The following is a 25,984-nucleotide window of genomic DNA, read 5'->3' as shown; positions in this document are numbered from 1 at the left end:
CGCTCGACCCGCCGAACCGTCTCCGATACGCCGACAGGCGCCCCCGGGAACCGGGGACGCCTGTCGCACAGCCTGCGAAACCGATCAGGCCTCGGTCTTCGGCTCCTCGGCAGCCGGCTCGCCCTCGGCCGGAGCGCCCTCCGGAGCCTCGGCGGTCTCCTCGCCGACCTCGGCCTCGGCCTCCTCCTCGGCGACCTCGACCTCGGGGAGCGTGGCCTCGAGCTGCTCGGCGGTCGGGGCGGCGGTCACCGAGGCGACCTGCAGCTCCCCGTCCGCGGCCAGCTCGACACCGGCCGGCAGCGTCACGTCGGCGGCGGTGATCTGGGTGCCGGCCTCGGCGCCCTCGATCGACGCCTCCAGGTGGTCCGGCACCTTCGTGGCGTCGGCGGTCACCGTGAGCGTGTCGTGGTCGTGCACGATCAGGGTGTCCTTCGCGGCCTCACCCGTCAGCTGGATCGGGACCTCGACGGTGACCTTCTCGCCGCGGCGGACCAGCAGCAGGTCCACGTGCTCGAAGGTGTCCTTGATCGGGTCACGCTGGATCGCCTTCGGCAGCGCCAGCACCTGGGTGCCGTCGCTGACCTCGATCGCGAAGAGCTGGTTCGCACCGCCCTTGCGGATCGCGGCGGCGAACTCACGCGCCGGAAGCGCGATGTGCTTGGGCTTCTCGCCGTGGCCGTACAGCACGGCGGGCACCTTGCCGGCCCGGCGGGTACGACGGGCACCACCCTTGCCGAACTCGGTACGGGGCTCGGCGCTGATCTTTACCTCGGACACGGGGAAACTCCTGATGCTTCGCTGCGGCGGCTTGTCGTCTGGCGGTGCTGGGCGAGGGGCTCGCTGGGGCTCAACGTCGTGAACGACCGCCCGGAGCACCGCGTCGATGACGGCGCCTCCGTGCGGTGCTTTTCAGCGGCCCGCCGGGCACCCTCGCCGTGGCAACCGCACCAGTCTACCCGAGCGATTTCCGAGCTTTCCGGCAGTCCCCATATCACCACCGGCGACACCGTGCCGGCCACTTTCCCGACCGGCGGCGACCCCCACGCGGAGGGCCGCCGCCGGTCGGGCGCGGAACTCAGCTCAGGCCACCGAACAGGGTGGTCACCGAGCCGTCGTCGAAGACCTCCCGGATCGCCCGGGCCAGCAGCGGGGCGATCGACAGCACGGTCAGCTTGTCGAGCTGCTTCTCCGGCGGCAACGGCAGCGTGTTGGTCACCACGACCTCGCTGATCGGGCTGTTCTTCAGCCGCTCGGTCGCCGGGTCGGACAGCAGCGCGTGGGTGGAGGCCACCACGATCTCCGCCGCACCCGACTCCTTCAGGATGTCGGCGGCCTTGCTGATCGTGCCACCGGTGTCGATCATGTCGTCGACGATCAGGCAGACCCGGCCCTCGACCTCGCCGACCACCCGGTTCGCCACCACCTGGTTCGGCTTCAGCGGATCCCGCGTCTTGTGGATGAACGCCAGCGGGCAGCCACCCAGCCGGTCCGTCCAGCGCTCGGCCACCCGCACCCGACCCGAGTCCGGCGCCACCACGGTCATCGGCCGGCCCGCGTACTTGTGCTCCACGTACTCGGCAAGCACGTCCATGGCGAACAGGTGGTCCACCGGGCCGTCGAAGAAGCCCTGGATCTGCGCGGTGTGCAGGTCGACCGTCAGGATCCGGTTCGCGCCCGCGGTCTTCAGCAGGTCGGCCACCAGCCGCGCCGAGATCGGCTCCCGGCCACGGTGCTTCTTGTCCTGCCGCGAGTAGGGGTAGAACGGCAGGACCACGGTGATCCGCTTGGCCGAACCGCGCTTCAGCGCGTCGACCATGATCAGGGTCTCCATCACCCACGTGTTGACCCCGTGCGTCACGGACTGCACCACGAAGGCGTCCGAACCGCGTACCGAGTCCTTGAAGCGTACGAAGATCTCACCGTTGGCGAAGTCGTACGAGTCGGAGGGAGTCGGCGCGACGCCGAGCACCTCACCGATCTCCTTGGCCAGCTCCGGAAAACCCCGTCCGGAGAAGAGCATCAGGCTCTTGCGGTTTTCGGCGACGATGCTGCCCATGGGCCCGTCTGCTCCCGTATGTCGGTGGTTCCCGGCGCGGTGAGCCGGGGACTATTCGGTTGCAGTATCCCCCGCGTTCACCGGTCCTCCCACGGTCTCCGGCCCCCCGTGGATTCAGTCACCTTCGCTTGCGGCACCGGCCGGGTCCGACGCACCCTCGCGGGCCCGCTGCGCCGCCTCCGCGGCCGCCGTGCCGGACCGCTTGCGCAGCACCCAGCCCTCGACGTTGCGCTGCTGACCCCGGGCCACCGCCATGGCGCCCGCCGGCACATCCGAGATGATCACCGAGCCCGCCGCCGTGTACGCGCCGTCACCCACCCGCACCGGCGCCACGAACATGTTGTCCGCCCCGGTGCGTGCGTGACTGCCGATCGTGGTGTGGTGCTTCTTCACCCCGTCGTAGTTGACGAACACCGTCGCCGCGCCGATGTTGCTGTGCTCGCCGATCGTCGCGTCACCCACGTACGACAGGTGCGGCACCTTCGACCCCTCGCCGATGGCGGCCTTCTTCGTCTCCACGAACGTGCCGACCTTCGCCTTCCGGCCCAGCCGCGACTCCGGCCGCAGGTACGCGTACGGCCCGACGCTCGCCTCCGGGCCCACCTCGGCGCCCACCGCGTGGCTGCGCACCACGCTCGCGCCCGCGCCCACCGTGGTGTCCACCAGCGTGGTGTCCGGACCGACAAGCGCGCCCGCGCCGACCACCGTCGCACCCTGCAACTGGGTGTTCTGGTCGATCACCGCGTCCCGCTCGACGGTCACCGTCACGTCGATCCAGGTGGTGTGCGGGTCCAGGATGCTCACCCCGGTCCGCATCCAACCCTCGTTCACCCGGTCCCGCAGCAGCCGCCGCAGCGCCGCCAGCTCGACCCGGTCGTTGCAGCCCAGCGTCTCCACGTGGTCGGCCGCGCAGTGCACCGCCACCGGCTCCCCCGCGTCCCGCAGCAGGCCGAACACGTCGGTCAGGTACTCCTCGCCCTGCTCGTTGTCCGTCGAGAGCTTGCCCAGCGCGTCCCGCAGCCGCGCCACGTCGAACGCGTAGATGCCCGCGTTGATCTCCCGCAGCGCGCGCTGCTCCGGGGTGGCGTCACGCTCCTCGACGATCTGCGCCAGCCGCCCCTGCGCGTCCCGCACGATCCGGCCCAGGCCGGTCGGGTCGGGCACCTCGGCGGCCAGCACGGTCGCCGCCGCGCCGGCGCCCTCGTGCGCCTCGACCAGGGCCGCCACGGTCTCCGGCCGCAGCAGCGGCACATCCCCGTTGATCACCACGACCGTGCCGGCGGCCTCCGGGACCGCGTCCAGCGCGATCCGGACCGCGTGCCCGGTGCCGAGCTGCCGCTCCTGGAGCACGGGGGTGGCCGCCGGGGCGATCTCGGCCAGGTGCGCGCGCACCTGGTCGGCGCCGTGGCCGACCACGACCACCTGACGGTCCGCGCCGAGCGGCGCGGCCGCGGCCAGCACGTGACCGAGCAGGGTACGACCGAGCAGCGGGTGCAGCACCTTGGGCAGGGCCGACTTCATCCGCTTGCCCTCACCGGCGGCGAGCACGACAACGGTGCGGAGGTGGGGCTGGGACACGACGTGGCTCCAGTCGGGACGGCGACAGTCTCGCGGCCATGCTAACCACGCGACCGGATGCAAAAGGCGGAAGCTCCCGGGAGAGGATTCGAACCCCTATAATCAGGACCAAAACCTGACGTCCTGCCATTAGACGACCCGGGAAGGTCGAAAACGGGCAAAAGGGAGCCCGCTCGATGGCTGACTACACCTTACCGGTCGTGAGGTGGATCCTCATCGGTCATTCCCTTCATGATCCCCTCGACCCTCCAGTAGACCCGACTCGCCCCGACGACGTGCACCGTGAGGCAGCCGCGGTAGTCGGCGCCGACGTTCTTACGGATGGTGAGCGGCCGATGCCGCTTCAGGGAGGTGCGCTGGAACCGCTCGGGCGGCACTCCGACCCGCTCCGCCCACCAGCGGACCGCCGCCGCCGCGTCGGCGGTCTCGTGGATGCTCACGCGGTAACGCCGGTCCGCCGGCGGGACGCCGAGCGCGTCGAGGAAGCGAAGGAAGAGCCCGACCAGCATCGGGTCGCTGTTCACGAACTTGATCCGGCAGTCGTGCGGACGCCACGGCTTGGCCTTGCCACCCTCACACCAGTAGATCGCCGCGCCGATCAGCACCAGCTCGCGGTAACTCAGTCGACGAACCCACCGTGCCGCCGCCGTGACGGTCTCGGTCCGCGCGGCGTCGCGTGCCGCCCGGTGCGCGCTCCACTGGGCATCCGTGCGTGCGCGCTGACCGGCCTGGCGTCGCCGCGACACCAGCTCCGGGTCGAGCGGCAGGTGACGCGTCCAGAGATAGGCGGTCGACTTCGACACCCGGAGACGCTCCGCGATCTCACCCACCGGGCAACCCTGCTGACGCAGGAGGAGGGCCTGCGCGTACAGCACGGGCTTGCGGCCACGATAGGGACGGGAGGCGGTGACGACAGGGTCGCGGTCGGTCATTCCGGCAGGTTAGGACACCCGTACGACAGGTCGGGCCATCGACGAAGCGACGTGTCCGCTGCGATCTAGCACGCTCCTGGTTACGGTGACGTAGGCGTACCCCGTACGACTGGGAGGTGCCATGTCGACCACCCTGACCGGCCCGGACAGTGGCCCGAAGCCACTCACCCAGGGCCACCAGTCACCCGGAATCCTGATCGCACTGTGGGCCTTCGTGGTCGTACCGTTCCTCGCCCTGCTGGCCGCCGTGCCGGTGGCCTGGGGCGGCTGGCTGGGCTGGACCGACGTGCTGGTGGCCGGGTTCTGGTACGTGTTGTCCGGCCTGGGCATCACGGTCGGCTACCACCGCTACTTCACCCACGGCTCGTTCAAGGCGAAACCGTGGCTGCGGGCGGCCCTGGCGGTGGCGGGCTCGTTCGCCGTGCAGGGCGAGGTCATCCAGTGGGTGGCCGACCACCGGCGGCATCACGCGTTCTCCGACCAGGAGGGCGACCCGCACTCGCCGTGGCGGTTCGGGGAGAGCATCGGCGGGCTGACGAAGGGGCTCTTCCACGCGCACGTCGGCTGGCTGTTCAACCGGGAGTTGTCGAACCGGGAGCGGTTCGCGCCGGACCTGCTCGCCGATCCGATCACCCGCCGCGTCGACCGGCTGTTCCCGGTGCTGGTGGTGGTCTCGGTGCTCGGGCCGGCGGCGATGGGCGGGCTGCTCACCGGGTCGTGGCAGGGCGCGCTGACGGCGTTCTTCTGGGGCGGGCTGGTCCGGGTCGCGCTGCTGCACCACGTCACCTGGTCGATCAACTCGGTGTGCCACGTCTACGGTGAGCGCCCGTTCGCGGTGCGGCAGGGCGACCGGGCGTCGAACTTCTGGCCGTTGGCGCTGCTGTCGTTCGGGGAGAGCTGGCACAACCTGCACCACGCCGAGCCGACGAGCGCGCGCCACGGGGTGCTGCGCGGGCAGATCGATCCGTCGGCGCGGGTGATCTGGCTGCTGGAGAAGGTCGGTGCGGCCTGGTCGGTGCGGTGGCCGAAACCGGAGCGGATCACGGCGAAGCTGGTGGAGCCGGGGCGGGTGCGCGGCCGACCGGCGCGGTAACCGGTCGTTCGGCGCGGGTGGGGTTTGGCAGGATGGGCCGGGTGACCGACGTTCCCGGCGGCGACGCCAGCTCCGCCCGCAGGCGGGCCGTCCCGGCGGCGAAGCCTTCCCGGGTGCGGATGTCCGCGACCCAACGGCGCGAGCAGTTGATCTCGATCGCCCGGCAGATCTTCGCCGAGCGCGGGTTCGACGCCACCTCGATCGAGGAGGTGTCGGCCCGGGCGAAGGTGTCCAAGCCGGTGGTCTACGAGCACTTCGGCGGCAAGGAGGGGCTCTACGCGGTGGTGGTGGACCGGGAGGTCCGCTCGCTGCTGGACCGGATCACCACGGCGTTGACGGCGGGGCATCCGCGGGAGCTGCTGGAACAGGCGGCGTTGACGCTGCTGACGTACATCGAGGAGGAGACCAGCGGGTTCCGGGTGCTGGTCCGGGAGTCGCCGTTGATGTCGGCGACGGGCAACTTCAGCAGCGTGATGAACGATGTGGCGCACCAGGTGGAGCACATCCTGGGTGCGGAGTTCTCCAGCCGCGGCTACGACCCGAAGCTGGCGGAGCTCTACTCGCAGGCGCTGGTGGGCATGGTGGCGTTGACCGGGCGCTGGTGGTTGGAGGTGCGCAAGCCGCGGAAGGAGACGGTGGCGGCGCACCTCGTGAACCTGGCCTGGAACGGCCTGTCCCACCTGGAGGCGAAGCCGGGTTTGATCACGGTCCGCAAGCGGGGCTGATCCGCGTTCAGCGGTGGGCCTCGGCGACGGGGTGCTCGCGGCGGCGCCGTTCCTCGGCGGCGTGCTCGTCCGTGCCGACCTTGTCGTAGAGGCCGGTGGCGAGCAGGACCAGCCCGAACACCAGCGAGATGAGGACGGTGGACATCGAGAAGTTGAGGAAGTTCGCCGAGGTCTGCAGCACGGCCATCATGAGGATGCCGGTGACCAGGAAGACCGCCCCGGCGGTCAGGTTCATGTAGTGGCCGAGGTTGCCGCGGCGGGACGCGCCGATGATGAGGAAGGCGCCGAAGACCACGGAGACCAGGGCGAACGCCAGGTTGGTGCGGAGGCCGAGGGCGGTGGTGTCCTCCCGGCTGAAGAGCCCGTCGCCCCAGGTCTCGAAGACTCCGTAGACGCCGAACACCAGGATGTAGAGGCCGATGAGCCCGGACAGCACCCGGTAGAGCGGCCGTGCGGGGTGGTTCACCGGGAAGTGCGCCATGGGAACCTCCGGTCGGGTGACTGGTTTGGCCCAATTGTCCCTCGCGCCGCCCGCTCCCGTCCCCGGAAAACGCCGAAGGCCCGGCGGGCGCCGGGCCTTCGGGGGTGTCTGCGGGTCAGAGCACCAGGCGGGCCTTCTGCCAGGCCTCGTGCTCGTCGTCCGTGCCGACCTTGCCGTACATGCCGACCATCAGGAGCACCAGCGAGAGGGTGAGCACCACGATGTCGGTCATGATCGAGAAGTTGAAGATGTTGGCGTCGGTGTGGAGGAACGCCAGCTCGGCCAGGCCGAGGACCATCAGGGCGTAGGCCAGCCACTGGTTGATCGCCACGTCGAGGTTGCGGCCGATCACGGTGCCGACCAGGATCGCCGCGCCGAGCAGGATGGCGAGCATCGAGAAGCCGAGGTTGGTGCCCTGACCGAGGACCTTGGTGTCGTCCTGGGCGAGGACGTCGTCGCCGGCGCTGGCGATGATGCCGAGCACGCCGAAGACGACGAAGTACAGACCAACGAGCCCGCCGATCGCCCGGTAGACAGGCCGCGCGGGGTGGTTGACGGGGGTGTGGGCCATCTGTGCGTCTCCAAGACCGAACGGAAGAGGGGTCGCCTGCGATTGTCCCGCACGCCCGTCAGTGACGCCGCACACCCCCCACCGGCGGGTCGGTGTCAGCCGGCCGGCAGTTCCTCGGCGAGGGCCAGCCAGGCCTCCTCGGTGCGGTCCCGCTCGGCACGGACCTCCTTGAGCTGGGCGTCCAGCTCGGCGACCTTCGCGTAGTCGGTGGCGTTCGCGGCGAGCCGCTCGTGCAGCGTCGCCTCCTTCTGTTCGAGCTTGGCGATCTGCCGTTCCAGCCGGCTGAGCTCCTTCTTGGCGGTGCGTACCTCGGCGGCGGACATGCCCTCCCGGGCCGGGGCGGCCGCGGCCGGGGTGAGGTCGGCGGGCGCGGGGCCGCCGCGCGCGGCGGCGCGGGCCAGGTACTCGTCGACGCCGCCGGGGAGGTGCACCAGCCGGCCGTCGCCGAACATCCCGTACGCGACGTCGGTGACGCGCTCGATCAGGTAGCGGTCGTGGCTGGCCACGACGATCGTGCCGGGCCAGGAGTCGAGCAGGTCCTCCAGCGCGGCGAGGGTGTCGGTGTCCAGGTCGTTGGTGGGCTCGTCGAGGAGGAGCACGTTGGGCTCGCCGGCGAGCAGCCGCAGCATCTGGAGCCGGCGGCGCTCGCCGCCGGAGAGGTCGCTGACCGGGGTCCAGAGCCGCCGGTCGTCGAAGCCGAAGACCTCGGCGAGCTGGGCGGCGCTGATCTCCCGGTCGCCGAGCTGGACCCGCCGGGCCACCTCCTCGACGGCTTCGAGGACGCGCAGGTTGCCGGGGAGTTCGGCGAGTTCCTGGGAGAGGAACGCGGGGCGTACGGTCTGCCCGGCGGCGAACCGCCCGCCGTCGGGGCGGGTCACTCCGGCGAGCATCCGCAGCAGGGTGGTCTTGCCGGCGCCGTTGCGGCCGAGGATGGCGACCCGGTCGCCGGGGCCGACCTGCCAGGTGGTGTCGTGCAGGATCTCCTTCGGGCCGGCGTGCAGGTTGACCCGGTCGAGGTCGTACACCTGCTTGCCGAGCCGGGCGGTGGCGAGCCGTTGCAGTGACGTGGTGTCGCGCGGTTCCGGCACGTCGGCGATGAGCGCGTTGGCGGCGTCGATCCGGAACTTCGGCTTGGAGGTGCGGGCCGGCGCGCCGCGGCGCAGCCAGGCGATCTCCTTGCGGAGCAGGTTCTGCCGGCGGGCCTCGGTGGCGGCGGCCACGCGCTGCCGCTCGACGCGGGCCAGGGTCCAGGCGGCGAAGCCGCCCTCGTAGGCCCGGACGGTCTGGTCGGCGACCTCCCATGTGGTGGTGCAGACGGCGTCGAGGAACCAGCGGTCGTGGGTGACCACCACGAGCGCGCCCTTGCGGGTGACGAGGTGCCGGGCCAGCCAGTCGACGCCGCCGACGTCGAGGTGGTTGGTGGGCTCGTCGAGGATGAGCAGGTCGGCGTCGCGGACCAGCAGGGCGGCGAGCGCGACGCGGCGGCGTTCGCCGCCGGACATCGTCCCGACCGGCGCGTCGAGGCCGAGGTGGGGCATGCCGAGGCCGTCGAGGATGGCCCGGACGCCGGCGTCGCCGGCCCACTCGTGCTCGGCGCCCATGCTCTCGCCGAGCCAGGCGGTGCCGAGCACCACGTCCCGCACGGTGGCCTCGGGGGCCAGGTCGAGGCTCTGCGGCAGCCAGGAGACCCGCAGGTCCCGGCGGTGGGTGACGCGGCCGTCGTCGGGCTCCTCCTGCTTGGTGAGCAGGCGCAGCAAGGTGGACTTGCCGGCGCCGTTGAGGCCGACGACGCCGACCCGGTCGGCGTCGTCGAGGCCCAGCGAGACGTCGGTGAGCAGCGGCCCGGCGGCGCCGTACCCCTTGGACACCCGGTCCAGGTTGACGATGTTGGCCACGAACCCACCTTTCATGATCAAAGGCGCCCCGGTGCCCGGGACGCCCACGTCAAGGGTACGCGGACCGGGCGGAGCGGGGTTCAGACGATGCGGGCGCCGGGGACCGGGCCGTGCGCGACGCGCGCCTCCCGGCAGACACCGGCGGCGGACAGGTCGGCGGCGATCCGGCCGGCGTGCGCCTCGTCGGTGGCGAGGAAGACGCAGGTCGGGCCGGAGCCGGAGACGAGGCCGGCGAGCGCCCCGGCGGCCTCCCCCGCCTTGAGCGTCTCGGCCAGCGACGGGCGCATGGCCAGCGCGGCGGCCTGGAGGTCGTTGCCGAGCGTGGCGGCGAGCACCCGCGGGTCGCGCTGGCGCAGCGCGCCCAGCAGCCCGTCGGTGCTGCCCAGCGGCGCCCCCGCGGTGCCGGCGTTGCGGAGCCGGTCCAGCTCCCGGTAGGCGGCCGGGGTGGAGAGGCCGCCGTCGGCGAGGGCCACCACCCAGTGCCAGGAGGTGGGGCGGGCCAGCACGGGACTGACCGCCTCGCCCCGGCCGGTGCCCAGCGCGGTGCCGCCGTGGATGAGGAACGGCACGTCGGAGCCGAGGTCGGCGGCGATCCCGGCCAGCTCGTCGCGGGACAGCCCGGTGCCCCAGAGCGCGTCGCAGGCGACCAGCGCGGCGGCCGCGTCGGCGCTGCCCCCGGCCAGCCCGCCGGCGAGCGGGATCTGCTTGCGCAGGTGCAGCCGGGCGTGCGGCAGGACGCCCGCGTAGCCGGCGAGGGCGTGGGCGGCCCGGATGACCAGGTTGGAGTCGTCCAGGGCCAGCTCCCCGGCGCCCTCGCCCTCCATGGTGAGGGTCAGCGTGTCGCCCCGGCGGGCGGTCAGCTCGTCGTAGATGGAGATCGCGTGGTATACGGTGTTCAGCTCGTGGTAGCCGTCCCGGCGCAGCGGGCCCACCCCGAGGTGCAGGTTGACCTTGGCCGGCACCCGCACCTTCACCGGGCCGCTCGCCCCGCGCCGCTGCCCGTCCTCGTCGTCCGGTCGCCAGGCCTCGGTCACGGGACGACGTCCCGCGGGCGCAGGCGGATGTCGAACGGCTTCTGCACGGTCAGCTCCTCGGCGGGGTCGGCAACGGCGCCAGCCTACTGGGCGGCCGGGGAACCGGCCGGGGCCGACGCGGCGATGGCGGCGAACTGCTCCACGGTCAGTGACTCGCCGCGCGCGCCGGGGTCGACGCCGGCGGCCGTGAGCGCCGCGGCGGCCCGGTCCGCGCCGCCGGCCCAGCCCGCCAGGGCGGCGCGCAGGGTCTTGCGGCGCTGCGCGAACGCCGCGTCGACCACCGCGAAGACGGCCTCCCGGGGCACGTCGGCGCGGGGCGGCTCGCGCCGGGTGAAGGCGACCAGTCCGGAGTCGACGTTCGGCACCGGCCAGAAGACGTTCGGCGGGACCTTGCCGGCGGCCCGGGAGCGGGCGTACCAGGCGAGCTTGACCGACGGGATGCCGTACACCTTGGAGCCGGGACCGGCGACGAGCCGGTCGGCGACCTCCTTCTGCACCATCACGAGGCCGTGGCGCAGGGTGGGCAGTTCGGCGAGCAGGTGCAGCACCACCGGCACGGCAACGTTGTACGGGAGGTTCGCCACCAGCGCGGTCGGCGCGGGGTCGGCCAGCTCGGCGGCGGTGACCCGCAGCGCGTCGGCGGGGTGCACGGTGAGCCGGGCGGCGTCCGGGCCGGCGAACCGCTCGGCGGTCTCCGGCAGCGCGGCGGCCAGGGCCGGGTCGAGTTCGACGGCGTGCACGTGCGCGGCCACCGGCAGCAGGGCCAGGGTGAGGGAGCCGAGGCCGGGGCCGACCTCCAGCGCCACGTCGTCCGGGGCGAGGCCGGCCGTGGTGACGATCCGGCGGACCGTGTTGGGGTCGTGCACGAAGTTCTGGCCGAGCTTCTTGGTCGGCGTGACGCCGAGCCGCGCGGCGAGTTCCCGGATCTCCGCCGGGCCGAGGAGTCCGGTCACGCCGGGCATCCTTTCACCACGGCCCGAAGGCCCGTTCGCCGGTCGCGGAGATCGCCGCGCAGAGTTCGTCGAGGTCCGCCCCGGTGGTCTCGGCCAGGAACCGGACGGTCAGCGGGATGAGGTACGAGGCGTTCGGCCGCCCCCGGTGCGGCATCGGGGTGAGGTACGGCGCGTCGGTCTCGACGAGCAGCTGCCCGGGCGGGGTGACGGCGGCCGCCTCCCGCAGGGCCGTGGCGCTGCCGAAGGTGACCGTGCCGGCGAAGCTGAGCAGGTAGCCCCGGCGGACGCACTCGCGGGCGAAGTCGGCGTCGCCGGAGAAGCAGTGCAGCACCACGGTGTCCGGGGCGCCCTCGTCGTCGAGGATCCGCAGCACGTCGGCGTGCGCGTCCCGGTCGTGGATGACCAGCGCCTTGCCGTGCCGCTTGGCGATGGCGATGTGCGCCCGGAAGCTCTCCTCCTGCGCGGCCCGCCCCTCGTCGCCGGTGCGGAAGAAGTCCATCCCGGTCTCGCCGATGCCCCGGACCCGGTCGCGGCCGGCGAGCGCCTCGATCGCGCGCAGCGCCTCGTCCAGATCGGCCAGCCGGGGCGCCTCGTTCGGGTGCAGCGCCACGGTGGCCAGCACCGCGCCGTGGCGCTCGGCGACGTCGGCGCCCCACCGGGACGACTCGACGTCGACGCCGACCTGCACGAGCCGGTCCACGCCGACGCCGGCGGCCACCGCGATCGCCGCCGCCACCGGGTCGCCGGCGGGCCCGACCGAGCCGCCGTCGGCCGGAGACCGCCCGGCCAGCGGGGGAATCCCGTACTCGCTGACCGTGATGTCGAGGTGGGTGTGGCTGTCCAGCACGGGCACCGCCAGCGGCTCCGGGGCGGGCGGGAACTCACCGGCCCGGCGGGCGGCGCGCTGCTTACGGGTTTCGGTCTGCTCGCTCATCGCGGCCAGCATCACACACCGCCGGGGGCCGGCGTTTCCGGACCGCCACCGACTGTTCACGTGCACCACATCTGCCACGCCTACGGTGCGGTGCGTGACCGTCACTCCCCAGGCCGGCGAGGCCGCCCCCGAGCGGACCGGGCTGCGCGTGACGTACGACGGCCGCGTCCACCCGGCGGAGGAGATCGCCCGGGGCGCGGCGTACGAGCTGTTCAGCGCCGAGGAGGCGCCCGGGTTCGAGTGGGCGCCCCGGCCCGGGGTCGCGTACCCGTGGCGGAAGTTCGTGCACGTCACCGAGGTGAGCGCGGTGCACGGGGCGGCCGAGCCGACGGAGGACGTCGACCCGCCGCTGCTCATGCCGCTGCACCGGGAGCACGGCTGGGCGTACCTGCACCAGCTCAGCCAGCAGCCCGGCGCGGCGGGCGACCCGACCCTCGCGGCGGCGCGCGGCTCGGCGGTGATCCGGCCGGGCACCCGGATGGTGAAGGTGCTCTCCGCCCGCCAGCTCGCCGGCTACGTGCGGGGCTGGCTGCCGCACGGCTTCTGCCACCGGGAGCACGACGTGGCGCACCTGCGCACCCCGGCCGGGATGGCGGTGCTGCGGGGCGACTCGGAGGGCGGCGACGTGGCGTACGCGCTGCGCTGGCGCGCCACCGACCCGGCGGACTACGACGTGCCGGTCGGGCCGGCGCACCGGGGGCTGACGGCGCTGCCGCCGCGGGACCGGCTCGGGCCGCCGGTGCTGGGCACCGGGTTCGTGCCGAGCAACGCCCAGCTCATCCCGGAGTTCGTCACCCGCGACTTCGCCGACCTGCCGATGCCGGCGAACGCCACCCTGCTCGCCTACCCGGCGGAGGGGGTGGAGGTGGTGCTCTACACCTACCAGGCGGAGCAGCGGGGCTGGCTGCGCATGGTCGGCCCGCAGTGGCGGCACCTGCTCGCCGCGGTGCCCGGCCTCTCCCCCGACCAGGAGTACGTGCCGACCGGCGACGCGCCCCGCTCCACCCAGCTCGTCGGCGGGTACGGCGGCGTCGAGTACGAGGCGGTGGCCGACCAGCCCGGCGGGTTCCGGCTGCTGGCCATGACCCGGGCGGCCCGCTACCCGGTGGAGTCGGCGGCCCGCCGGCTGCGCTACGCGGCCTGGCGCGGGGTGCCCTGCCTGGTGCTGCGGGAGGAGGCGGGCTGGCTGCGGCTGCGGCTGTGCCGGCCGGATCCGGACGCGGTGGCCACAACCGGGGCGCAGTGCCACGAGCGGGGCGTCTACGAGACGTGGGCGCCGGGCGCCGAGCTGACCGACGACCGGGTGGTGGATCTGCCGTACCGGACGGCATAACGGGGAGCGGGCCGGGAAAGCGCGGGCGTCCGAGACGCACGCAAGGGGAGAGAACCCGACATGCCTTTCGTCACCGTCGGTACGGAGAATTCCGCACCCATCGACCTCTATTACGAGGATCACGGCTCCGGCCAGCCGATCGTCCTGATCCACGGTTTCCCCTTCAACGGGGCGACCTGGGAGAAGATGGCCAACCCGCTGCTCGCGGCCGGCTACCGGGTGATCACGTACGACCGGCGCGGATTCGGCAACTCCGCCCAACCGTCGTTCGGCTACGACTACAACACCTTCGCCGCCGACCTCGACGTGCTGATGACGGAGCTGGACCTGCGCAACGCGATCCTGATCGGGCACTCGATGGGCACCGGCGAGGTGACCCGCTATCTGGGCGCGTACGGGTCGGACCGGGTGGAGCGGGCGGTGCTGATGGCGCCGTTGGCGCCGTTCCTGCTGAAGACGGCCGACAATCCGGAAGGGGTCGACCAGAGCCTGTTCGAGGGGTTCAAGGCGGCCATCATCCAGGACCGCTTCGCCTACCTGACCCAGTTCTGCGACGCCTTCTTCAACTACAGCGAGACCAAGGGCAAATGGGTCAGCGAGGAGGCGTACCGGGCGCACTGGGAGATCGGCGCGCGGGCGTCGGCGAAGGGCAGCCACGACTCCGTGGACGCCTGGCTCACGGACTTCCGGGGCGACCTGCCGAACATCAACGTGCCGGTGCTGATCATCCAGGGCGACAAGGACAACGTGCTGCCGTTCCCGGCCACCGGCCAGCGGTTGCAGCACATGCTGTCCGACTGCCGGCTGGTCATGCTCAAGGGAGCGCCGCACGGCACCCCGTGGACCCACCCGACCGAGGTCAACAAGGCGATCATGGAGTTCATCGGCGCGCCGCAGATGGCCCGCGCCTGACCCACCGACGGCGGCGGCCCCGGGGACACCCCGGGGCCGCGTCGCGTGTCGGGCCGTCAGCCGGCCAGCCGGGCCAGCTCCTCGTCGACGATCGACGGGTCGAGCTTGCGGAACACCGGCTTCGGCGCCGCGAGCGGCCGGCCCACCTCCAGGGGTACGGACTCCCAGCGCGCGCCGACCGTGTAGTCGCCGGTCAGCACCGGGTATCCCGGCCCGCCGTCGAGGTCCTCGACCTCCTCGATCCTCGGCATCGGGGCGTGCACCCCGGTGCCGCCGAGCAGCTCGTGGATCTTCTGTGCGGAGTGCGGCAGGAACGGGGTGAGCAGCGTGTTGGCGTCGCTGACCACCTGGAGGGCGACGTGCAGGATGGTGCCCATCCGCGGCTTGTCGTCCTCGCCCTTGAGCTTCCAGGGCGCCTGCTCGGACAGGTACTTGTTGGCCTCGGCCACGACCTTCATGGCCTCCCCGATGGCCTGCTTCTGCCGGTGCCGGGCGATCAGGTCGCCGACGGTGGCGAAGCCCGCCTTCGCGGTCTCCAGCAGGGCCCGGTCGGCGTCGGTGAGCCCGGCCGGGTCGACCGGCGGGATCGCCCCGAAGTTCTTCGCCGCCATCGAGATCGACCGGTTGACCAGGTTGCCCCAGCCGGCCACCAGCTCGTCGTTGTTGCGGCGGAGGAACTCGGCCCAGGTGAAGTCGGTGTCGTTGCTCTCCGGGCCGGCCACCGCGATGAAGTAGCGCAGCGCGTCGGCGTCGTACCGCTCCAGGAAGTCGCGGACGTAGATGACCACCTTGCGGGAGGAGGAGAACTTGCGGCCCTCCATGGTCAGGTATTCGCTGGAGACGACCTCGGTGGGCAGGTTGAGCCGGCCCAGCTCGCCCGGCTCGCCGTCCCGGGAGCCCTCGCCGGAGTAGCCGCCGAGCAGCGCCGGCCAGATCACCGAGTGGAAGACGATGTTGTCCTTGCCCATGAAGTAGTAGCCGCGGGCGTCACCGCCAGCTCCGCTGGCAGAGACGGCGGACCCCTCGCCGTCCTTTGGATTCCAGTACTTGCGCCAGGCCTCCGGGTCGCCGGTGCGGCGGGCCCACTCGATCGAGGCGGACAGGTAGCCGATCACCGCGTCGAACCAGACGTAGATCCGCTTGTCGGGCCGGTCGCGCCAGCCGTCGAGCGGGATCGGCACGCCCCATTCCAGGTCCCGGGTGATGGCCCGGGGCTGGAGGTCGTCGAGCAGGTTGCGGGAGAAGCGCAGCACGTTGGGGCGCCAGCCCTCCCGGCTGTCCAGCCACTGCCGCAGCGCGTCGGCCAGGGCCGGCAGGTCCAGGAAGAAGTGCTCGGTCTCCACGAACTCCGGCGTCTCGCCGTTGATCTTCGACTTCGGGTTGATCAGGTCGATCGGGTCGAGCTGGTTGCCGCAGTTGTCGCACTGGTCGCCGCGGGCGCTGTCGTAGCCGCAGATCGGGCAGGTGCCCTCGATGTAGCGGTCGGGCAGGGTCCGGCCGGTGGACGGGGAGATCGCGCCGGTCGTGACCTTGGGGACGATGTAGCCGTTGCGGTGCAGCCCCTCGAACAGCTCCTGCACCACGGCGTAGTGGTTGCGGGTCGTGGTCCGGGTGAACAGGTCGTACGACAGGCCCAGCGCCCGCAGGTCCTCGGCGATCACCCGGTTGTAGCGGTCGGCCAGCTCGCGCGGGGTGACCCCCTCGGCGTCGGCCTGCACCTGGATCGGGGTGCCGTGCTCGTCGGTGCCGGAGACCATGAGCACGTCGTGACCGGCCATCCGCATGTACCGGGCGAAGACGTCGGAGGGAACGCCGAATCCGGATACGTGGCCGATGTGGCGCGGGCCGTTGGCGTAGGGCCAGGCGACCGCGGCGAGAACGTGACTCATGAGCGCCAAGCCTAGTGATTGCCGCGGGGCACCGGCGAACCAATAGGGCGCGTACCACGCGCCGGCCCCGGCCGTACGCCCGATTTGTCGCCGACACGCGGCCTGAGCTGCCCGGCGGGCCCGTCCCGCCGGTGTCAAATGAACGGCGTGACCAGCAGACCAGCGGCACCCGGGCCGGGCGGGCCCTCCTCCGCGCCCCCGACCGGGGAGGCCGCGCGGATGTTCCCGGCGCGCGGCACGGTGGCTCCGCAGCCGCGGCTGGACCCGGCGGACCCGCCCGTCGAGGTGGAGCCGACCACCGGGGCGCCGGTGGACGCCGTCCCGCGCCGGGTGCCGGTCCGGCAGCCCCGTTGGCACCGGCGGTCCGCCGCGGTCGACGGCGGGACCACCTGGGCGCCGATCGAGGAGGTGCACTGGGACGGCACCCCGCTGCGGGAGGAGCCGCACCGCCCCCGCCGGTGGTCGCTCCGCCGGTCGGCGTCCCGGCGCGACCGCACCCGTCCGGCCCGTCCGCCGGACCCGGTCACCGGCCTGTCCGTGCTGCTGTCGTTGAGCCTGGTTGCCGCGTTCTTCGCCTGGGTGAGCGCCGGGCCGCTCTGGCTGGCGGTGGGGCACGGCACGAGCGGCACGGCCGTGATCACCGACTGCAGCGGCGGCGGGCTGACCCAGCGCTGCCGGGGGCTCTTCCTGGCCGACGGCGACCGCTTCCTGGCCCACGGTGTGCGGGTCAGCGGGGTGCCGGCCGACCGCACCGCCACCGGCTCGCTGCTGCCCGCCCGGATGACCGGGCCCGCCGCCGGCACCGCCTACGCGGACGCCGGCGCCGGCCGGCACCTGCGCTGGCTGCTCGGGCTGCTGCTGGTGGCCGGCTGCGCCGCCGGGATCGCCCGCTGGACCGGCGCCACCCGGCTGCCGGAGCGCCGGCACCGCCGCTGGGCGGTGGGTGTGGCGCTGGCCGGCCCGCTGCTGATCACCCTCGGGTTCCTGGCCGCGGCCTGGTAGCCGCTGGGCAGGGCGGTGCCGGAGGCCCTGCCGTCAGCTGTGCACGACCGTGTAGACCTCGCGGCGGCGCAGCCCGAACTCGGTGGCCACCTCGGTGACGGCGTCCCGCCGGGACAGCCCGGCCGCCTCCCGCGCGGCCACCGCGGCGCGCAGCGTGTCGTCGTCCGGCCGGACGGCCGCGGCCGGCGGCGCGCCGGCCACGACAAGGGTGATCTCGCCGCGCGGCTCGCCCGCCGCGGCCCACTCGGCCAGTTCGCCGAGCGGCCGGCGGACCACCTCCTCGTACGTCTTCGTCAGCTCGCGGCACAGCGCGGCGGGCCGGTCCGGGCCGAACGCCTCGGCCAGGTCGGCCAGCGCCCCGGCGATCCGGTGCGGCGCCTCGAAGAGCACCAGGGTGCGTTCCTCGGCGGCCAGCGCGCGCAGCCGGGACCGGCGGGCGCCGGGCGTGCGGGGCAGGAAGCCCTCGAAGCAGAACCGGTCGCACGGCAGCCCGGACAGCGCCAGGGCGGTGGTCACGGCGCTCGGCCCGGGGGCCGCGGTGACCGGGACGCCGGCGTCCAGGGCGGCCCGGACCAGCCGGTAGCCGGGGTCGGACACGCTGGGCATCCCGCCGTCGGTGACCAGCGCGACGGTGTAGCCGCCGGCGAGGACGTCGACCAGTTCCGGGGTGCGCCGCTCCTCGTTGCCCTCGAAGTAGGAGACGATCCGGCCCGGCACGCTGACCGCCAGGTCGCGGGCCAGCCGGGTGAGCCGGCGGGTGTCCTCGGCGGCGACCACGTCGGCGGCGGCGAGGACCTCGCGGAACCGGGCGGACGCGTCGGCCGGGTTGCCCAGCGGCGCACCGAGCAGCACCAGGCGGCCAACCTCGGACATTTCACCCACGACGTGCGCTCCTTCATCGACGGCCGTACCAATCTCGGAGACGACGGGCGCCACCGGGCACCTCCGCAGCCTACGATCGCCGGGTGACGAGTGCGTCGACAGCACAGAGCGCGAACGCGGGCGGGTCCGCCGCCGGGCCGACGAGCGCCGACCAGGCCACGAACCCCGCCGCGAGCGGCGGCGGCGGCCGGATCCCGGCCGTCGTGCGGCGACGGCTCGACACCGTCGACGCCCGCCTCGACCGGTGGCACGCCTGGCTGGCCACCGGGGTGGTGGTGGCGATCGCGGCCATCCTGCGCTTCGTGGGGCTGAGCGGCCCCAACGGAAAGATCTTCGACGAGATCTACTACGCGCGTGACGCGTACGGGCTGATCGACCGCGGCGTCGAGTGGAACTACAAGGACAACGGCCCGTCGTACGTGGTGCACCCGCCGCTGGGCAAGTGGCTCATCGGCCTCGGGGAGTGGGCCTTCGGCTACCAGGACGCGGAGACCAAAATTTCCGTGCCGGGGCACCTGGTCACCACCGCCCCCGAGTTCGGCTGGCGGTTCGCGGCGGCCGTGGCCGGCACCCTGTCGGTGCTGCTGCTGGTGCGGATCGGCCGGCGGATGTTCCGCTCCACCACGCTGGGCTGCGCGGCCGGGCTGCTGCTCGCCCTGGACGGCTTCCACTTCGTGCTCTCCCGCACCGCGCTGCTCGACATCTTCCTGCTGCTGTTCGTGCTGGCCGCGTTCGGCGCGCTGGTGCTGGACCGGGACGCCCGGCGGCGGCGGTGGGCCCGGGCGCTGGAGGCGGGGCTCGACCCGACGCTGCCGGGGCGGGCGGGCCGGCCGACGTCGACCTGGCGGGACTGGCCGTGGTGGCGGCTGGCCGCGGGCGTGCTGCTCGGCTGCGCCTGCGCGGTGAAGTGGAGTGGCCTCTACTTCGTCCCGGCCTTCGCGCTGCTCGTGCTGCTCTGGGAGGTCGGCGTGCGCCGCTCGGCCGGGGTCCGCCGCCCCTGGCGGGACGCCCTGCTGGACGAGGGGCCGTGGCTGCTGGCGGCCGGCGCGCTGATGGTCGTGACCTACGTGCTCACCTGGTCGGGCTGGCTGCTCGGCGACGAGGGCTACTACCGCCTGGCCAGCCGCTACCCGAACACCCCGGGGCTGAGCGACACCCCGGTCGTCGGGCCGCTGATCAACCTGTGGGAATATCACAAGGCCGCGTACGGCTTCCACACCCAGCTCGACGACCCGCACAAGTACCAGTCCTGGCCGTGGCAGTGGCTGCTGCTCGGCCGGCCGGTCGCCTTCTACTGGTCCGGCGACGGCAACTGCGGAGCGCCGAGCTGCGCCTCGGAGATCCTGCTGCTGGGCACCCCGCTGCTGTGGTGGTCGTTCCTGCCGGCGCTGGTGGCGACGGTCTGGCTCGGGCTGGCCCGGCGCGACTGGCGGGCCGGCGCCATCCTGCTCAGCGTGGCCGCCGGCCTGCTGCCCTGGTTCTGGTTCGCCCTCGACGGCCGCACGATGTTCTCCTTCTACGCCGCGCCGGCGGTGCCGTTCCTCGTGCTGGCGGTGGTCTACGTGCTCGGCGCGATCGTCTCGCCCGCCCCGGTCGCCGGCACGGCGCCGCCACCGAGCGCCGAGGCCACGGCCGACCGCCGCCTGGTCGGCGGGATCATCGCGGGCGCGTACGTGCTGCTGGTCGCCCTCTGCTTCGGCTACTTCTACCCGGTCTTCGTGGGCCGGTTGATGGCCTACGCGGACTGGTCCGCCCGGATGTGGCTGGACGGTCGCTGGATCTGACCGGCGCGGCCCGGCGGGGCACCCGCCGGGCCGGAAAACCGGTTGCGATCACGGGCCCGTCCGTCGACGGCGGCTTCGGGTACGAAAAAGCGCGCCCCGATCGCCTGCCACGGGGGAAGCGGGCGATTGGGGCGCGCAAGACAGAGCTTAACCACAGTGCGGCAGTGGCACAACGGGTCGACCCTGGTCAGATTTCCGACGAATGCGCCACCCCACAAAAGGTTTACATCGGGCACTTCACGGTGGGTCACCCTGCGGAAACGTCACGAATTCCTTACCATTCGCCGGCGCGCGAACGGCCCGGCGCCGCAACTCCTGATCATGCCGCCGATCATATCGATCGACCTTGATCTGATTGACCCGGATGATCTTCCACAGTGGATCTCACTACACTTCGCCCGGTGATCAACAAGAGACGACCGGCGGCCGTCCTGATCGGACTGCTGGCGGCGACCGCGCTGCTCGGCGCGCCACCCGCCGCGGCCGACGACGAGACCGCCGAACCGCCCGCCGAACCGCCCAAGGTCGAACTGGTCCTGGACGTCAGCGGCTCGATGCGGGCCCGGGACATCGACGGGCGCAGCCGGATCTCCGTGGCGCAGCAGGCGTTCAACGAGGTGGTCGACGCGCTGCCGGACGAGACCCAGCTCGGCATCCGGGTGCTCGGCGCCACCTACCGGGGCGAGGACAAGAAGCAGGGCTGCCGGGACACCCAGCAGATCGTGCCGGTCGGCCCCGTGGACCGTACGCAGGCCAAGGCCGCCGTCGCCACGCTGCGCCCGACCGGTTTCACCCCGGTGGGGCTCGCGCTCCGCTCCGCCGCGCAGGACCTGGGCACCGGCAGCACGGCCCGCCGGATCGTGCTGATCACCGACGGCGAGGACACCTGCGCGCCGCCCGACCCCTGCCAGGTGGCCCGGGAGCTGGCCGCCCAGGGCACCAGGCTGGTCGTCGACACCCTCGGCCTGGCCCCCGACGAGAAGGTCCGCCGGCAACTGCTCTGCATCGCCGCGGCCACCGGCGGCACGTACACCGCGGCGCAGAGCGCCGACGAGCTGACCGGGCGGATCAAGCAACTGGTGGACCGGGCCCGGGACACGTACACCGCCACCCCGACGGTGGTCGGCGGGTCGGCCGGGTGCGACGGCGCGCCGCTGCTCGCCCCCGGCGTCTACACCGACCGGGAGGCGTTCGCCGAGCACCGCTGGTACCGGGTGCCGGTGCGGCAGGGGCAGGAGCTGCGCGCCTCGGTGAGCGTCGCGCTGGACCGGCCGGTGAACCCGGACTACGGCGTGCTGCTGCGGGCCACCGCCGCGGACGGGCGGGAACTGGTCCGAGGGGTCGACGCCGGCAGCGGGCGTACCGACGTGGTCTCGGCCGGGCTGCGCTGGTCGGCCGCCGAGGAGGAGAGCCCCGAGCCCACCCCGAGCGGGGTGCAGCCGGCGCGGACCGTCTGCCTGGTGGTCAGCAACTCGTTCGCGCCGCGCGCCGGCACCCAGGTCACCCCGGGCATGCCGGTGGAGCTGACCGTGGACGTGGTCGCCGCGTCCCCCGCCCCGGACGGGCCCGACCTCGGCCGCGGCTGGGCGCTGCTGGTCCTGCTCACCCTGGCCGGACTGGTCACCGGGCTGGTCGCCGGGCTGCTCACCCGCTGGTGGGTGGCCACGTGGAGGGAGAACTGAGGATGCGTACCCTGATCCGCTCCGCGGCGGCGCTGGCCGCCGCCGGGCTGGCCCTCACCCCCACGGCCGCCGCCGCGGCGCCCACCCCGTCGCCCGGCGCGGCCACCGTCACCAAGGCCGGCACCTCGTTCCTGACCGCCACGACCATCACCCCCGGCCAGCCGGTCCGGGTGGGAGCCTCGACCGGCGACCACCTCTACTGGTCGTTCCGCGCCGAGGCCGGCGACGTTCACGAGGTCAGCGCGACGGTCTCGTTCGGCGGCAGAGCGCGGACCGGCCCGTCCACCTGGACCGTCGACGTCTTCGACGGGCTGCGCCGGCGTCAGGCGTGCACGGCCGGCGCGCAGACCCCGACCGTCGCGGCGACCGCGACAAGCGTGACCCTCGGGTGCACGCTGCGCCGGGTCCGGCCCTGGGCGGAGCCCTGGTCCGGCGACCCACTGCCCGGGACCTACTACCTCCGGCTCTCGGTCACCGACCTGCCCGAGCCCGACCTCGGCCTGCCGGTCGAGGTGGACCTGCTGGTCGGTGCGGCCACCGCGGGCGGTGGGTCCGGCGACGACGGGGAGCTGGCGGCGCCCCTGGTGGCGAACACCAGGGCGGGCACGGTGCTCACCGCGGAGCCGGCCCCCGAGCCGGTCGCCGAGGAGGAGATCGGCCTCACCGGCTGGCTCCCTGAGGCCGGCTCGCGCTGGGTGTGGACCAGCGCGGGCGGGGTGCTCGCCGCCGTGGGGGGCGTGGTGGGCTTCGCGCTCACCCGGCGACGCCGCCCCTGAGCCCGCGACCGGTGGCCGCCGCGTCGGGTGCGGGGCGGCCACCGGAAGCGGGGGGTCAGAGGGTGCGCGGGCCGCGCGGCACCCAGCCGATGAAGCGGTCCTGGAGGGATGAGTCCGGAGCGGTGCGGAGGTCCTGCGTGGCGGCCGCCAGGCAGGAGCCCAGATAGACGCTCAACGAGGCGCGGTCCACCTGGTACTCGTCCAGCAGTTGCCGGCGTTTCGTGGCACAGGGCCAGTCCTCGTCGCAGGAACCGCAGGTCCAGTCGGGGGTCACGGGGGCGTGCTCGCCCGGTCGTGATTCCGACGCCTTCGCACCAGGCGTCATCGGCCGTTCCTCTCGTCAATGAACACGTGTGTGTGGACGGTGCCTCCCCGCAACGACCCAACAGCGCTCCGGAACGCTTCGGCGTTACACGGTTGCGGTAGGTTTCGGCGTCATGCGGGACCTGCTGCCGCCCGAGGTCGCCGTGGCGGTGGCCGGCGCCACGGACTGGACCGGCGCGCTGCTCCCGGCCGAGCGGGCCTGCCTGGGCGAGCGGGCCGCCGCCGGCCGCCGCCGGGACTTCACCGCCGGACGGGTGTGCGCCCGCCGGGCGCTGGCCGGCCTGGGCCTGCCGCCCACGCCGGTGCCCGCCGCCCCCGACCGCGCCCCGGTCTGGCCGGCCGGCGTGGTCGGCACCATCACCCACACGCGGGACTACTGCGCGGCCGCCGCCGCCCGCGCCGCCGACGTCCGCGCCGTCGGCATCGACGCCGAGGGCCACCGGGAACTTCCCACCGGGGTACGCCGGAAGGTCTGCCTGCCCGAGGAGGAGGCCGAGGTGGCCCGCCTGCCCGGCGGGGTGGCCTGGTCGGTCGTGCTGTTCAGCGCCAAGGAGACCGTCTACAAGGTCTGGCACCCGCTCGTCGGCACCTGGCTGGACTTCTCCGACGCCCGGGTCACGCTCGATCCCGAGGCGGGCACGTTCACCGCCCGCATCGCGCCGGCCCGGCTCACCGCCACCCCGCTGACCGATCCGCCATCATCGATAGCCGGTCAGTTCGCGGTGGACGCCGAACTGGTGCGCACCGCCGCCGTTCTGGTACCCGGGTGAGGGCCTGACGGTCGCGTTGCGGCCGGCTTGTACCGTCGTCCCGACTGACGATCTCGAAGGTGCCCAAGGAGTACGGTGAGCCACCCTCAGCCTCCGTTCGGACCGCAGGACCCGAACCAGCAGCCTCAGGAACCGCCGACCCAGGCGTTCCCCACCGCGCCGATGCCGCCGCTGCCCGGCAGCCCGCAGGCGCCGCAGCCGCCGGTCTCGGGCGCGCCGTACCCGCCGCAGCCGCCGACCTCGGGCGCCCCGTACCCGCCGCAGCCGCCGACCTCCGGCGCGCCGTACCCGCCGGTCTCCGGTGGCGGGTACCCGCCCGCCCCGGAGTCGCCGTACGCGCCGCCGCCCACCTCCGGCACGCCCTACGCGCCGCAGCCGCCGACGTCGGGTGCGCCGTACCCGCCGCCGGGCGGGGCGCAGCCGCCGTACCCGCCCACCGGCGCCGGGTTCCCCCCGCCGCCCGGGCAGTACCCGCCGCCCCCGGGTGAGGCCTACCCGCCGACCGGGCCGTACCCGCCCGCGCCGGGCCAGTTCGGCCCGCCGGCGAAGAAGTCCAACAAGAACGTCTGGATCACCGTCGGCATCGTGGCGGCGGTCATGCTGCTGCTCTGCTGCGGCGGCGGCATCTTCGCCATCTACAGCGGGGCGCAGAAGACCAAGGACGCCATCGACAGCCTGCCCACCCCGGGCGTCACCTACAGCAACCCGGTCGACGACACCCCGACCGGCGGCACCTCCGCGACCCCGGAGCCGGGCCGGACCGACAACGAGACCTTCAACATGCCGTCCGGCGACACCCTGATCGTCAACGACGACGACGGCACCGTCGAGATCACGGTCAGCAACTTCCGGACCAAGGACAAGTCCTGCCAGGAGTTCATGCCGGGGCCGAAGAACGGCATGTACCTGATCGCCGACGTGACCGCAGAGGTCACCAAGGGCACCGGCTCGATCAACCCGTTCTTCTTCAAGTGGGTCGGCACCGACGGCACCGAGGAGAACGGCGTCGGCGGCGCCTTCTCCGGCTGCGGCAAGCTGATGGGCTCGGGCAACAACCTGCCCACCGGCAGCAAGCGCAGCGGCCAGCTCATCTTCGACGTGAAGAACAAGAACGGCACGCTGGAGTACGAGCACCACCTGCGTACCGCGGGCTCCTGGAAGCCGTGACAAGGTCCGCCGTGTGAGCGAGGGGTCGGTCCGAAAGGGACCGGCCCCTCGTCCGTTCGGACATTTCCATGTGCGAACGCCGCCGCCGCGGCGCTAGGAAGAACGGATGGCCCACGAGACGACCATCCCGCTGCTGCCGTGCCGCTCCCTGGACGACGTGGCGCCCTTCTACCAGGCCCTCGGCTTCCAGGTCGGATACCGGCAGGCGCGACCCAACCCGTACCTCGCGCTGCACCGGGAGGATCTCCACCTGCACTTCTTCGGCATGCCCGAGTTCGACCCGGCCACCTCGTACGGCACCTGCCTGGTCCTGGTGGACGACATCGCGGCGATCCACCGTGACTTCGCCGCCGGCATGCGCGCGGCCTACGGCAAGGTGCTGATCTCCGGCGTGCCGCGGATGACCCGGCCCCGGGCGCGGAAGAACCAGGACGGGCACAGCGGCTTCAGCATCGTCGACCCCGGCGGCAACTGGATCCGGTTCGTGGCCCGCACCGCGCCGCCGGCCGACGACGCCCCGACCGGGCGGCTGGCCCGGACACTGGAGAACGCGGTGGTGCAGGCGGACTCGCGCGGCGACCACCGGCAGGCCGCCCGGATCCTCGACGCGGCGCTGTCCCGGCCGGACGCCGCCGACGACCCGCTCGTCCACGTCGAGGCGCTGGTCTACCGGGCCGAGCTGGCCCTCGTCCTGGACGAGCCGGCGGCCGCCCGGGAGCTGCTGGAGCGGGCGGAAGCCGTCCCGCTGAGCGAGGACGGCCGGGAACGGTTGGCCGCCACCCTGCGACACGCGGCGGACCTCGCCGCGTCCGGCGACTGACCCACCCCACGCGCACGCCCCAGCGGGCCATCGGGGTTTCACTCTCCGACGGTCGGGGACGCCGCTGGCGGAGGGGTGCGACGGCGCCCACGACGACAGGGGAGACGGCATGAGCGTCGAACGGGCGAAGGACGACCTTGAGGATCTGGCCGGTCCGGCCCGGGCCCGCCTGGGTGACATGAACCGGGACGAACGGGGCGAGGCCGACGAGGTGCGGCGCCAGGACGAGATCCGGGGCAAGCGGCCCGGTGAGCACGTGCAGCAGGACGCCGCCGACGCGAGGGACGACTTCACCGCCTGAGGTGTCCCGGTCTCGACCGGTGGGGGTGCCCGCTGTCCGGCGCATCCCGCCAGCCGGGTAGCTGATCACCGCTCGTCGCTCCGGGCAACC

At 73.3% G+C, this 25,984-nt stretch carries 24 protein-coding genes, 1 tRNA gene and 1 pseudogene; 12 read left to right on the top strand and 14 right to left on the bottom strand.

The annotated features are described in order from the left end of the window. Positions 1-84: 84 nt before the first annotated feature. The 5 genes and pseudogenes from ACZ6PY_RS03635 to ACZ6PY_RS03615 form a co-directional block, all read right to left on the bottom strand. A complete protein-coding gene (locus ACZ6PY_RS03635) occupies positions 85-777 on the bottom strand; it encodes a 50S ribosomal protein L25/general stress protein Ctc (protein WP_313723163.1) in 693 nt (230 codons plus the stop codon). 298 nt (positions 778-1,075) lie between these two features. Further along, positions 1,076-2,056, bottom strand: coding sequence for a ribose-phosphate diphosphokinase (locus tag ACZ6PY_RS03630; protein ID WP_262287165.1), 981 nt, complete (start codon positions 2,054-2,056; stop codon positions 1,076-1,078). A gap of 51 nt (positions 2,057-2,107) precedes the next feature. Beyond that, positions 2,108-3,634: pseudogene (glmU, locus tag ACZ6PY_RS03625) on the bottom strand (bifunctional UDP-N-acetylglucosamine diphosphorylase/glucosamine-1-phosphate N-acetyltransferase GlmU). A gap of 73 nt (positions 3,635-3,707) precedes the next feature. Beyond that, positions 3,708-3,778 (bottom strand) — tRNA-Gln (locus tag ACZ6PY_RS03620). Positions 3,779-3,825: 47 nt separating this feature from the next. Then, positions 3,826-4,566, bottom strand: a complete 741-nt coding sequence (locus ACZ6PY_RS03615) for a resolvase (protein WP_466068867.1) — start codon at positions 4,564-4,566, stop codon at positions 3,826-3,828. Between the two features lie 121 nt (positions 4,567-4,687). Here ACZ6PY_RS03615 and ACZ6PY_RS03610 point away from each other — a divergent pair, with 121 nt between their 5' ends. Further along, entirely contained in the window at positions 4,688-5,659 is a 972-nt protein-coding gene (locus ACZ6PY_RS03610) for an acyl-CoA desaturase (protein WP_466068865.1), read from the top strand. 41 nt (positions 5,660-5,700) lie between these two features. Then, positions 5,701-6,384: a TetR family transcriptional regulator gene (locus ACZ6PY_RS03605; protein WP_466068863.1), complete on the top strand. Its 684-nt coding sequence runs from the start codon at positions 5,701-5,703 to the stop codon at positions 6,382-6,384. Between the two features lie 7 nt (positions 6,385-6,391). Here the strand turns inward: ACZ6PY_RS03605 and ACZ6PY_RS03600 are convergent, their stop codons facing one another. The 6 genes from ACZ6PY_RS03600 to ACZ6PY_RS03575 form a co-directional block, all read right to left on the bottom strand. Further along, complete coding sequence (locus ACZ6PY_RS03600) at positions 6,392-6,865, bottom strand: DUF4383 domain-containing protein (RefSeq protein ID WP_466068862.1); 474 nt, start codon at positions 6,863-6,865, stop codon at positions 6,392-6,394. Between the two features lie 115 nt (positions 6,866-6,980). Next, positions 6,981-7,436 (bottom strand): DUF4383 domain-containing protein, encoded by a 456-nt coding sequence (locus ACZ6PY_RS03595; RefSeq protein ID WP_313723170.1) that lies wholly within the window; start codon positions 7,434-7,436, stop codon positions 6,981-6,983. 95 nt (positions 7,437-7,531) lie between these two features. Then, positions 7,532-9,331 (bottom strand): ABC-F family ATP-binding cassette domain-containing protein, encoded by a 1,800-nt coding sequence (locus ACZ6PY_RS03590; RefSeq protein ID WP_466068860.1) that lies wholly within the window; start codon positions 9,329-9,331, stop codon positions 7,532-7,534. Between the two features lie 80 nt (positions 9,332-9,411). Continuing rightward, positions 9,412-10,365: a 4-(cytidine 5'-diphospho)-2-C-methyl-D-erythritol kinase gene (locus ACZ6PY_RS03585; RefSeq protein WP_466068858.1), complete on the bottom strand. Its 954-nt coding sequence runs from the start codon at positions 10,363-10,365 to the stop codon at positions 9,412-9,414. A gap of 83 nt (positions 10,366-10,448) precedes the next feature. Then, positions 10,449-11,318, bottom strand: a complete 870-nt coding sequence (rsmA, locus tag ACZ6PY_RS03580; RefSeq protein ID WP_466068856.1) for a 16S rRNA (adenine(1518)-N(6)/adenine(1519)-N(6))-dimethyltransferase RsmA — start codon at positions 11,316-11,318, stop codon at positions 10,449-10,451. Between the two features lie 13 nt (positions 11,319-11,331). After that, entirely contained in the window at positions 11,332-12,264 is a 933-nt protein-coding gene (locus ACZ6PY_RS03575; protein WP_466068854.1) for a TatD family hydrolase, read from the bottom strand. An 82-nt stretch (positions 12,265-12,346) separates the two neighbouring features. Here ACZ6PY_RS03575 and ACZ6PY_RS03570 point away from each other — a divergent pair, with 82 nt between their 5' ends. Both ACZ6PY_RS03570 and ACZ6PY_RS03565 read left to right on the top strand, forming a co-directional pair. Beyond that, positions 12,347-13,585, top strand: a complete 1,239-nt coding sequence (locus ACZ6PY_RS03570) for a hypothetical protein (RefSeq protein ID WP_466068852.1) — start codon at positions 12,347-12,349, stop codon at positions 13,583-13,585. A gap of 60 nt (positions 13,586-13,645) precedes the next feature. After that, on the top strand, positions 13,646-14,497 hold the full coding sequence (locus ACZ6PY_RS03565; RefSeq protein ID WP_466068850.1) for an alpha/beta fold hydrolase: 852 nt from the start codon (positions 13,646-13,648) through the stop codon (positions 14,495-14,497). 56 nt (positions 14,498-14,553) lie between these two features. Here ACZ6PY_RS03565 and metG read toward each other — a convergent pair whose 3' ends face one another. After that, positions 14,554-16,386: a methionine--tRNA ligase gene (gene metG, locus ACZ6PY_RS03560; RefSeq protein WP_466068849.1), complete on the bottom strand. Its 1,833-nt coding sequence runs from the start codon at positions 16,384-16,386 to the stop codon at positions 14,554-14,556. Between the two features lie 138 nt (positions 16,387-16,524). Between metG and ACZ6PY_RS03555 the strand changes: the two genes are divergently transcribed. Continuing rightward, a complete protein-coding gene (locus ACZ6PY_RS03555; RefSeq protein WP_466068847.1) occupies positions 16,525-17,388 on the top strand; it encodes a hypothetical protein in 864 nt (287 codons plus the stop codon). Between the two features lie 33 nt (positions 17,389-17,421). Here ACZ6PY_RS03555 and rsmI read toward each other — a convergent pair whose 3' ends face one another. Continuing rightward, on the bottom strand, positions 17,422-18,261 hold the full coding sequence (gene rsmI, locus ACZ6PY_RS03550; protein WP_466069389.1) for a 16S rRNA (cytidine(1402)-2'-O)-methyltransferase: 840 nt from the start codon (positions 18,259-18,261) through the stop codon (positions 17,422-17,424). 92 nt (positions 18,262-18,353) lie between these two features. On the opposite strand from rsmI, the gene ACZ6PY_RS03545 reads away from it, so the two are divergent. From ACZ6PY_RS03545 to ACZ6PY_RS03535, 3 genes are all read left to right on the top strand, one after another. Further along, positions 18,354-20,054, top strand: a complete 1,701-nt coding sequence (locus ACZ6PY_RS03545) for a dolichyl-phosphate-mannose--protein mannosyltransferase (RefSeq protein WP_466068846.1) — start codon at positions 18,354-18,356, stop codon at positions 20,052-20,054. 401 nt (positions 20,055-20,455) lie between these two features. Continuing rightward, positions 20,456-21,736, top strand: coding sequence for a VWA domain-containing protein (locus ACZ6PY_RS03540; RefSeq protein ID WP_466068844.1), 1,281 nt, complete (start codon positions 20,456-20,458; stop codon positions 21,734-21,736). Between the two features lie 2 nt (positions 21,737-21,738). Beyond that, positions 21,739-22,512, top strand: coding sequence for a peptidase (locus tag ACZ6PY_RS03535; protein ID WP_466068842.1), 774 nt, complete (start codon positions 21,739-21,741; stop codon positions 22,510-22,512). A gap of 55 nt (positions 22,513-22,567) precedes the next feature. On the opposite strand, the gene ACZ6PY_RS03530 is transcribed toward ACZ6PY_RS03535, so the two are convergent. After that, positions 22,568-22,837 (bottom strand): hypothetical protein, encoded by a 270-nt coding sequence (locus tag ACZ6PY_RS03530; protein ID WP_466068841.1) that lies wholly within the window; start codon positions 22,835-22,837, stop codon positions 22,568-22,570. Positions 22,838-22,949: 112 nt separating this feature from the next. On the opposite strand from ACZ6PY_RS03530, the gene ACZ6PY_RS03525 reads away from it, so the two are divergent. The 4 genes from ACZ6PY_RS03525 to ACZ6PY_RS03510 all read left to right on the top strand — a co-directional run bounded on the left by ACZ6PY_RS03525 (position 22,950) and on the right by ACZ6PY_RS03510 (position 25,894). After that, positions 22,950-23,606 (top strand): 4'-phosphopantetheinyl transferase family protein, encoded by a 657-nt coding sequence (locus ACZ6PY_RS03525; RefSeq protein WP_466068839.1) that lies wholly within the window; start codon positions 22,950-22,952, stop codon positions 23,604-23,606. 75 nt (positions 23,607-23,681) lie between these two features. Further along, positions 23,682-24,773 carry a DUF4352 domain-containing protein gene (locus ACZ6PY_RS03520; RefSeq protein WP_466068837.1) on the top strand — a complete coding sequence of 364 codons (1,092 nt, stop codon included), beginning with the start codon at positions 23,682-23,684 and terminating at the stop codon, positions 24,771-24,773. A gap of 106 nt (positions 24,774-24,879) precedes the next feature. Then, positions 24,880-25,593, top strand: a complete 714-nt coding sequence (locus ACZ6PY_RS03515) for a VOC family protein (protein ID WP_466068835.1) — start codon at positions 24,880-24,882, stop codon at positions 25,591-25,593. A gap of 109 nt (positions 25,594-25,702) precedes the next feature. Continuing rightward, positions 25,703-25,894: a general stress protein CsbD gene (locus ACZ6PY_RS03510; protein WP_466068833.1), complete on the top strand. Its 192-nt coding sequence runs from the start codon at positions 25,703-25,705 to the stop codon at positions 25,892-25,894. Positions 25,895-25,984: the final 90 nt, after the last annotated feature.

The sequence above is a fragment of the Micromonospora sp. NPDC048907 genome (genome assembly GCF_055586885.1).
The sequence above is the reverse complement of the archived record's forward strand: the minus strand, read 5'-3'. Positions and strand labels throughout refer to the sequence as shown.

What these genes read in the sequence shown, in the direction of transcription:
- ACZ6PY_RS03630 (WP_262287165.1), bottom strand. Translation starts at nt 2,056, where the DNA reads ATGGGCAGCATCGTCGCCGAAAACCGCAAGAGCCTGATGCTCTTCTCC.
- ACZ6PY_RS03615 (WP_466068867.1), bottom strand. Translation starts at nt 4,566, where the DNA reads ATGACCGACCGCGACCCTGTCGTCACCGCCTCCCGTCCCTATCGTGGC.
- ACZ6PY_RS03610 (WP_466068865.1), top strand. Translation starts at nt 4,688, where the DNA reads ATGTCGACCACCCTGACCGGCCCGGACAGTGGCCCGAAGCCACTCACC.
- ACZ6PY_RS03600 (WP_466068862.1), bottom strand. Translation starts at nt 6,865, where the DNA reads ATGGCGCACTTCCCGGTGAACCACCCCGCACGGCCGCTCTACCGGGTG.
- ACZ6PY_RS03595 (WP_313723170.1), bottom strand. Translation starts at nt 7,436, where the DNA reads ATGGCCCACACCCCCGTCAACCACCCCGCGCGGCCTGTCTACCGGGCG.
- ACZ6PY_RS03575 (WP_466068854.1), bottom strand. Translation starts at nt 12,264, where the DNA reads ATGCTGGCCGCGATGAGCGAGCAGACCGAAACCCGTAAGCAGCGCGCC.
- ACZ6PY_RS03565 (WP_466068850.1), top strand. Translation starts at nt 13,646, where the DNA reads ATGCCTTTCGTCACCGTCGGTACGGAGAATTCCGCACCCATCGACCTC.
- metG (WP_466068849.1), bottom strand. Translation starts at nt 16,386, where the DNA reads ATGAGTCACGTTCTCGCCGCGGTCGCCTGGCCCTACGCCAACGGCCCG.
- ACZ6PY_RS03555 (WP_466068847.1), top strand. Translation starts at nt 16,525, where the DNA reads ATGAACGGCGTGACCAGCAGACCAGCGGCACCCGGGCCGGGCGGGCCC.
- rsmI (WP_466069389.1), bottom strand. Translation starts at nt 18,261, where the DNA reads ATGTCCGAGGTTGGCCGCCTGGTGCTGCTCGGTGCGCCGCTGGGCAAC.
- ACZ6PY_RS03535 (WP_466068842.1), top strand. Translation starts at nt 21,739, where the DNA reads ATGCGTACCCTGATCCGCTCCGCGGCGGCGCTGGCCGCCGCCGGGCTG.
- ACZ6PY_RS03530 (WP_466068841.1), bottom strand. Translation starts at nt 22,837, where the DNA reads ATGACGCCTGGTGCGAAGGCGTCGGAATCACGACCGGGCGAGCACGCC.
- ACZ6PY_RS03525 (WP_466068839.1), top strand. Translation starts at nt 22,950, where the DNA reads ATGCGGGACCTGCTGCCGCCCGAGGTCGCCGTGGCGGTGGCCGGCGCC.
- ACZ6PY_RS03515 (WP_466068835.1), top strand. Translation starts at nt 24,880, where the DNA reads ATGGCCCACGAGACGACCATCCCGCTGCTGCCGTGCCGCTCCCTGGAC.
- ACZ6PY_RS03510 (WP_466068833.1), top strand. Translation starts at nt 25,703, where the DNA reads ATGAGCGTCGAACGGGCGAAGGACGACCTTGAGGATCTGGCCGGTCCG.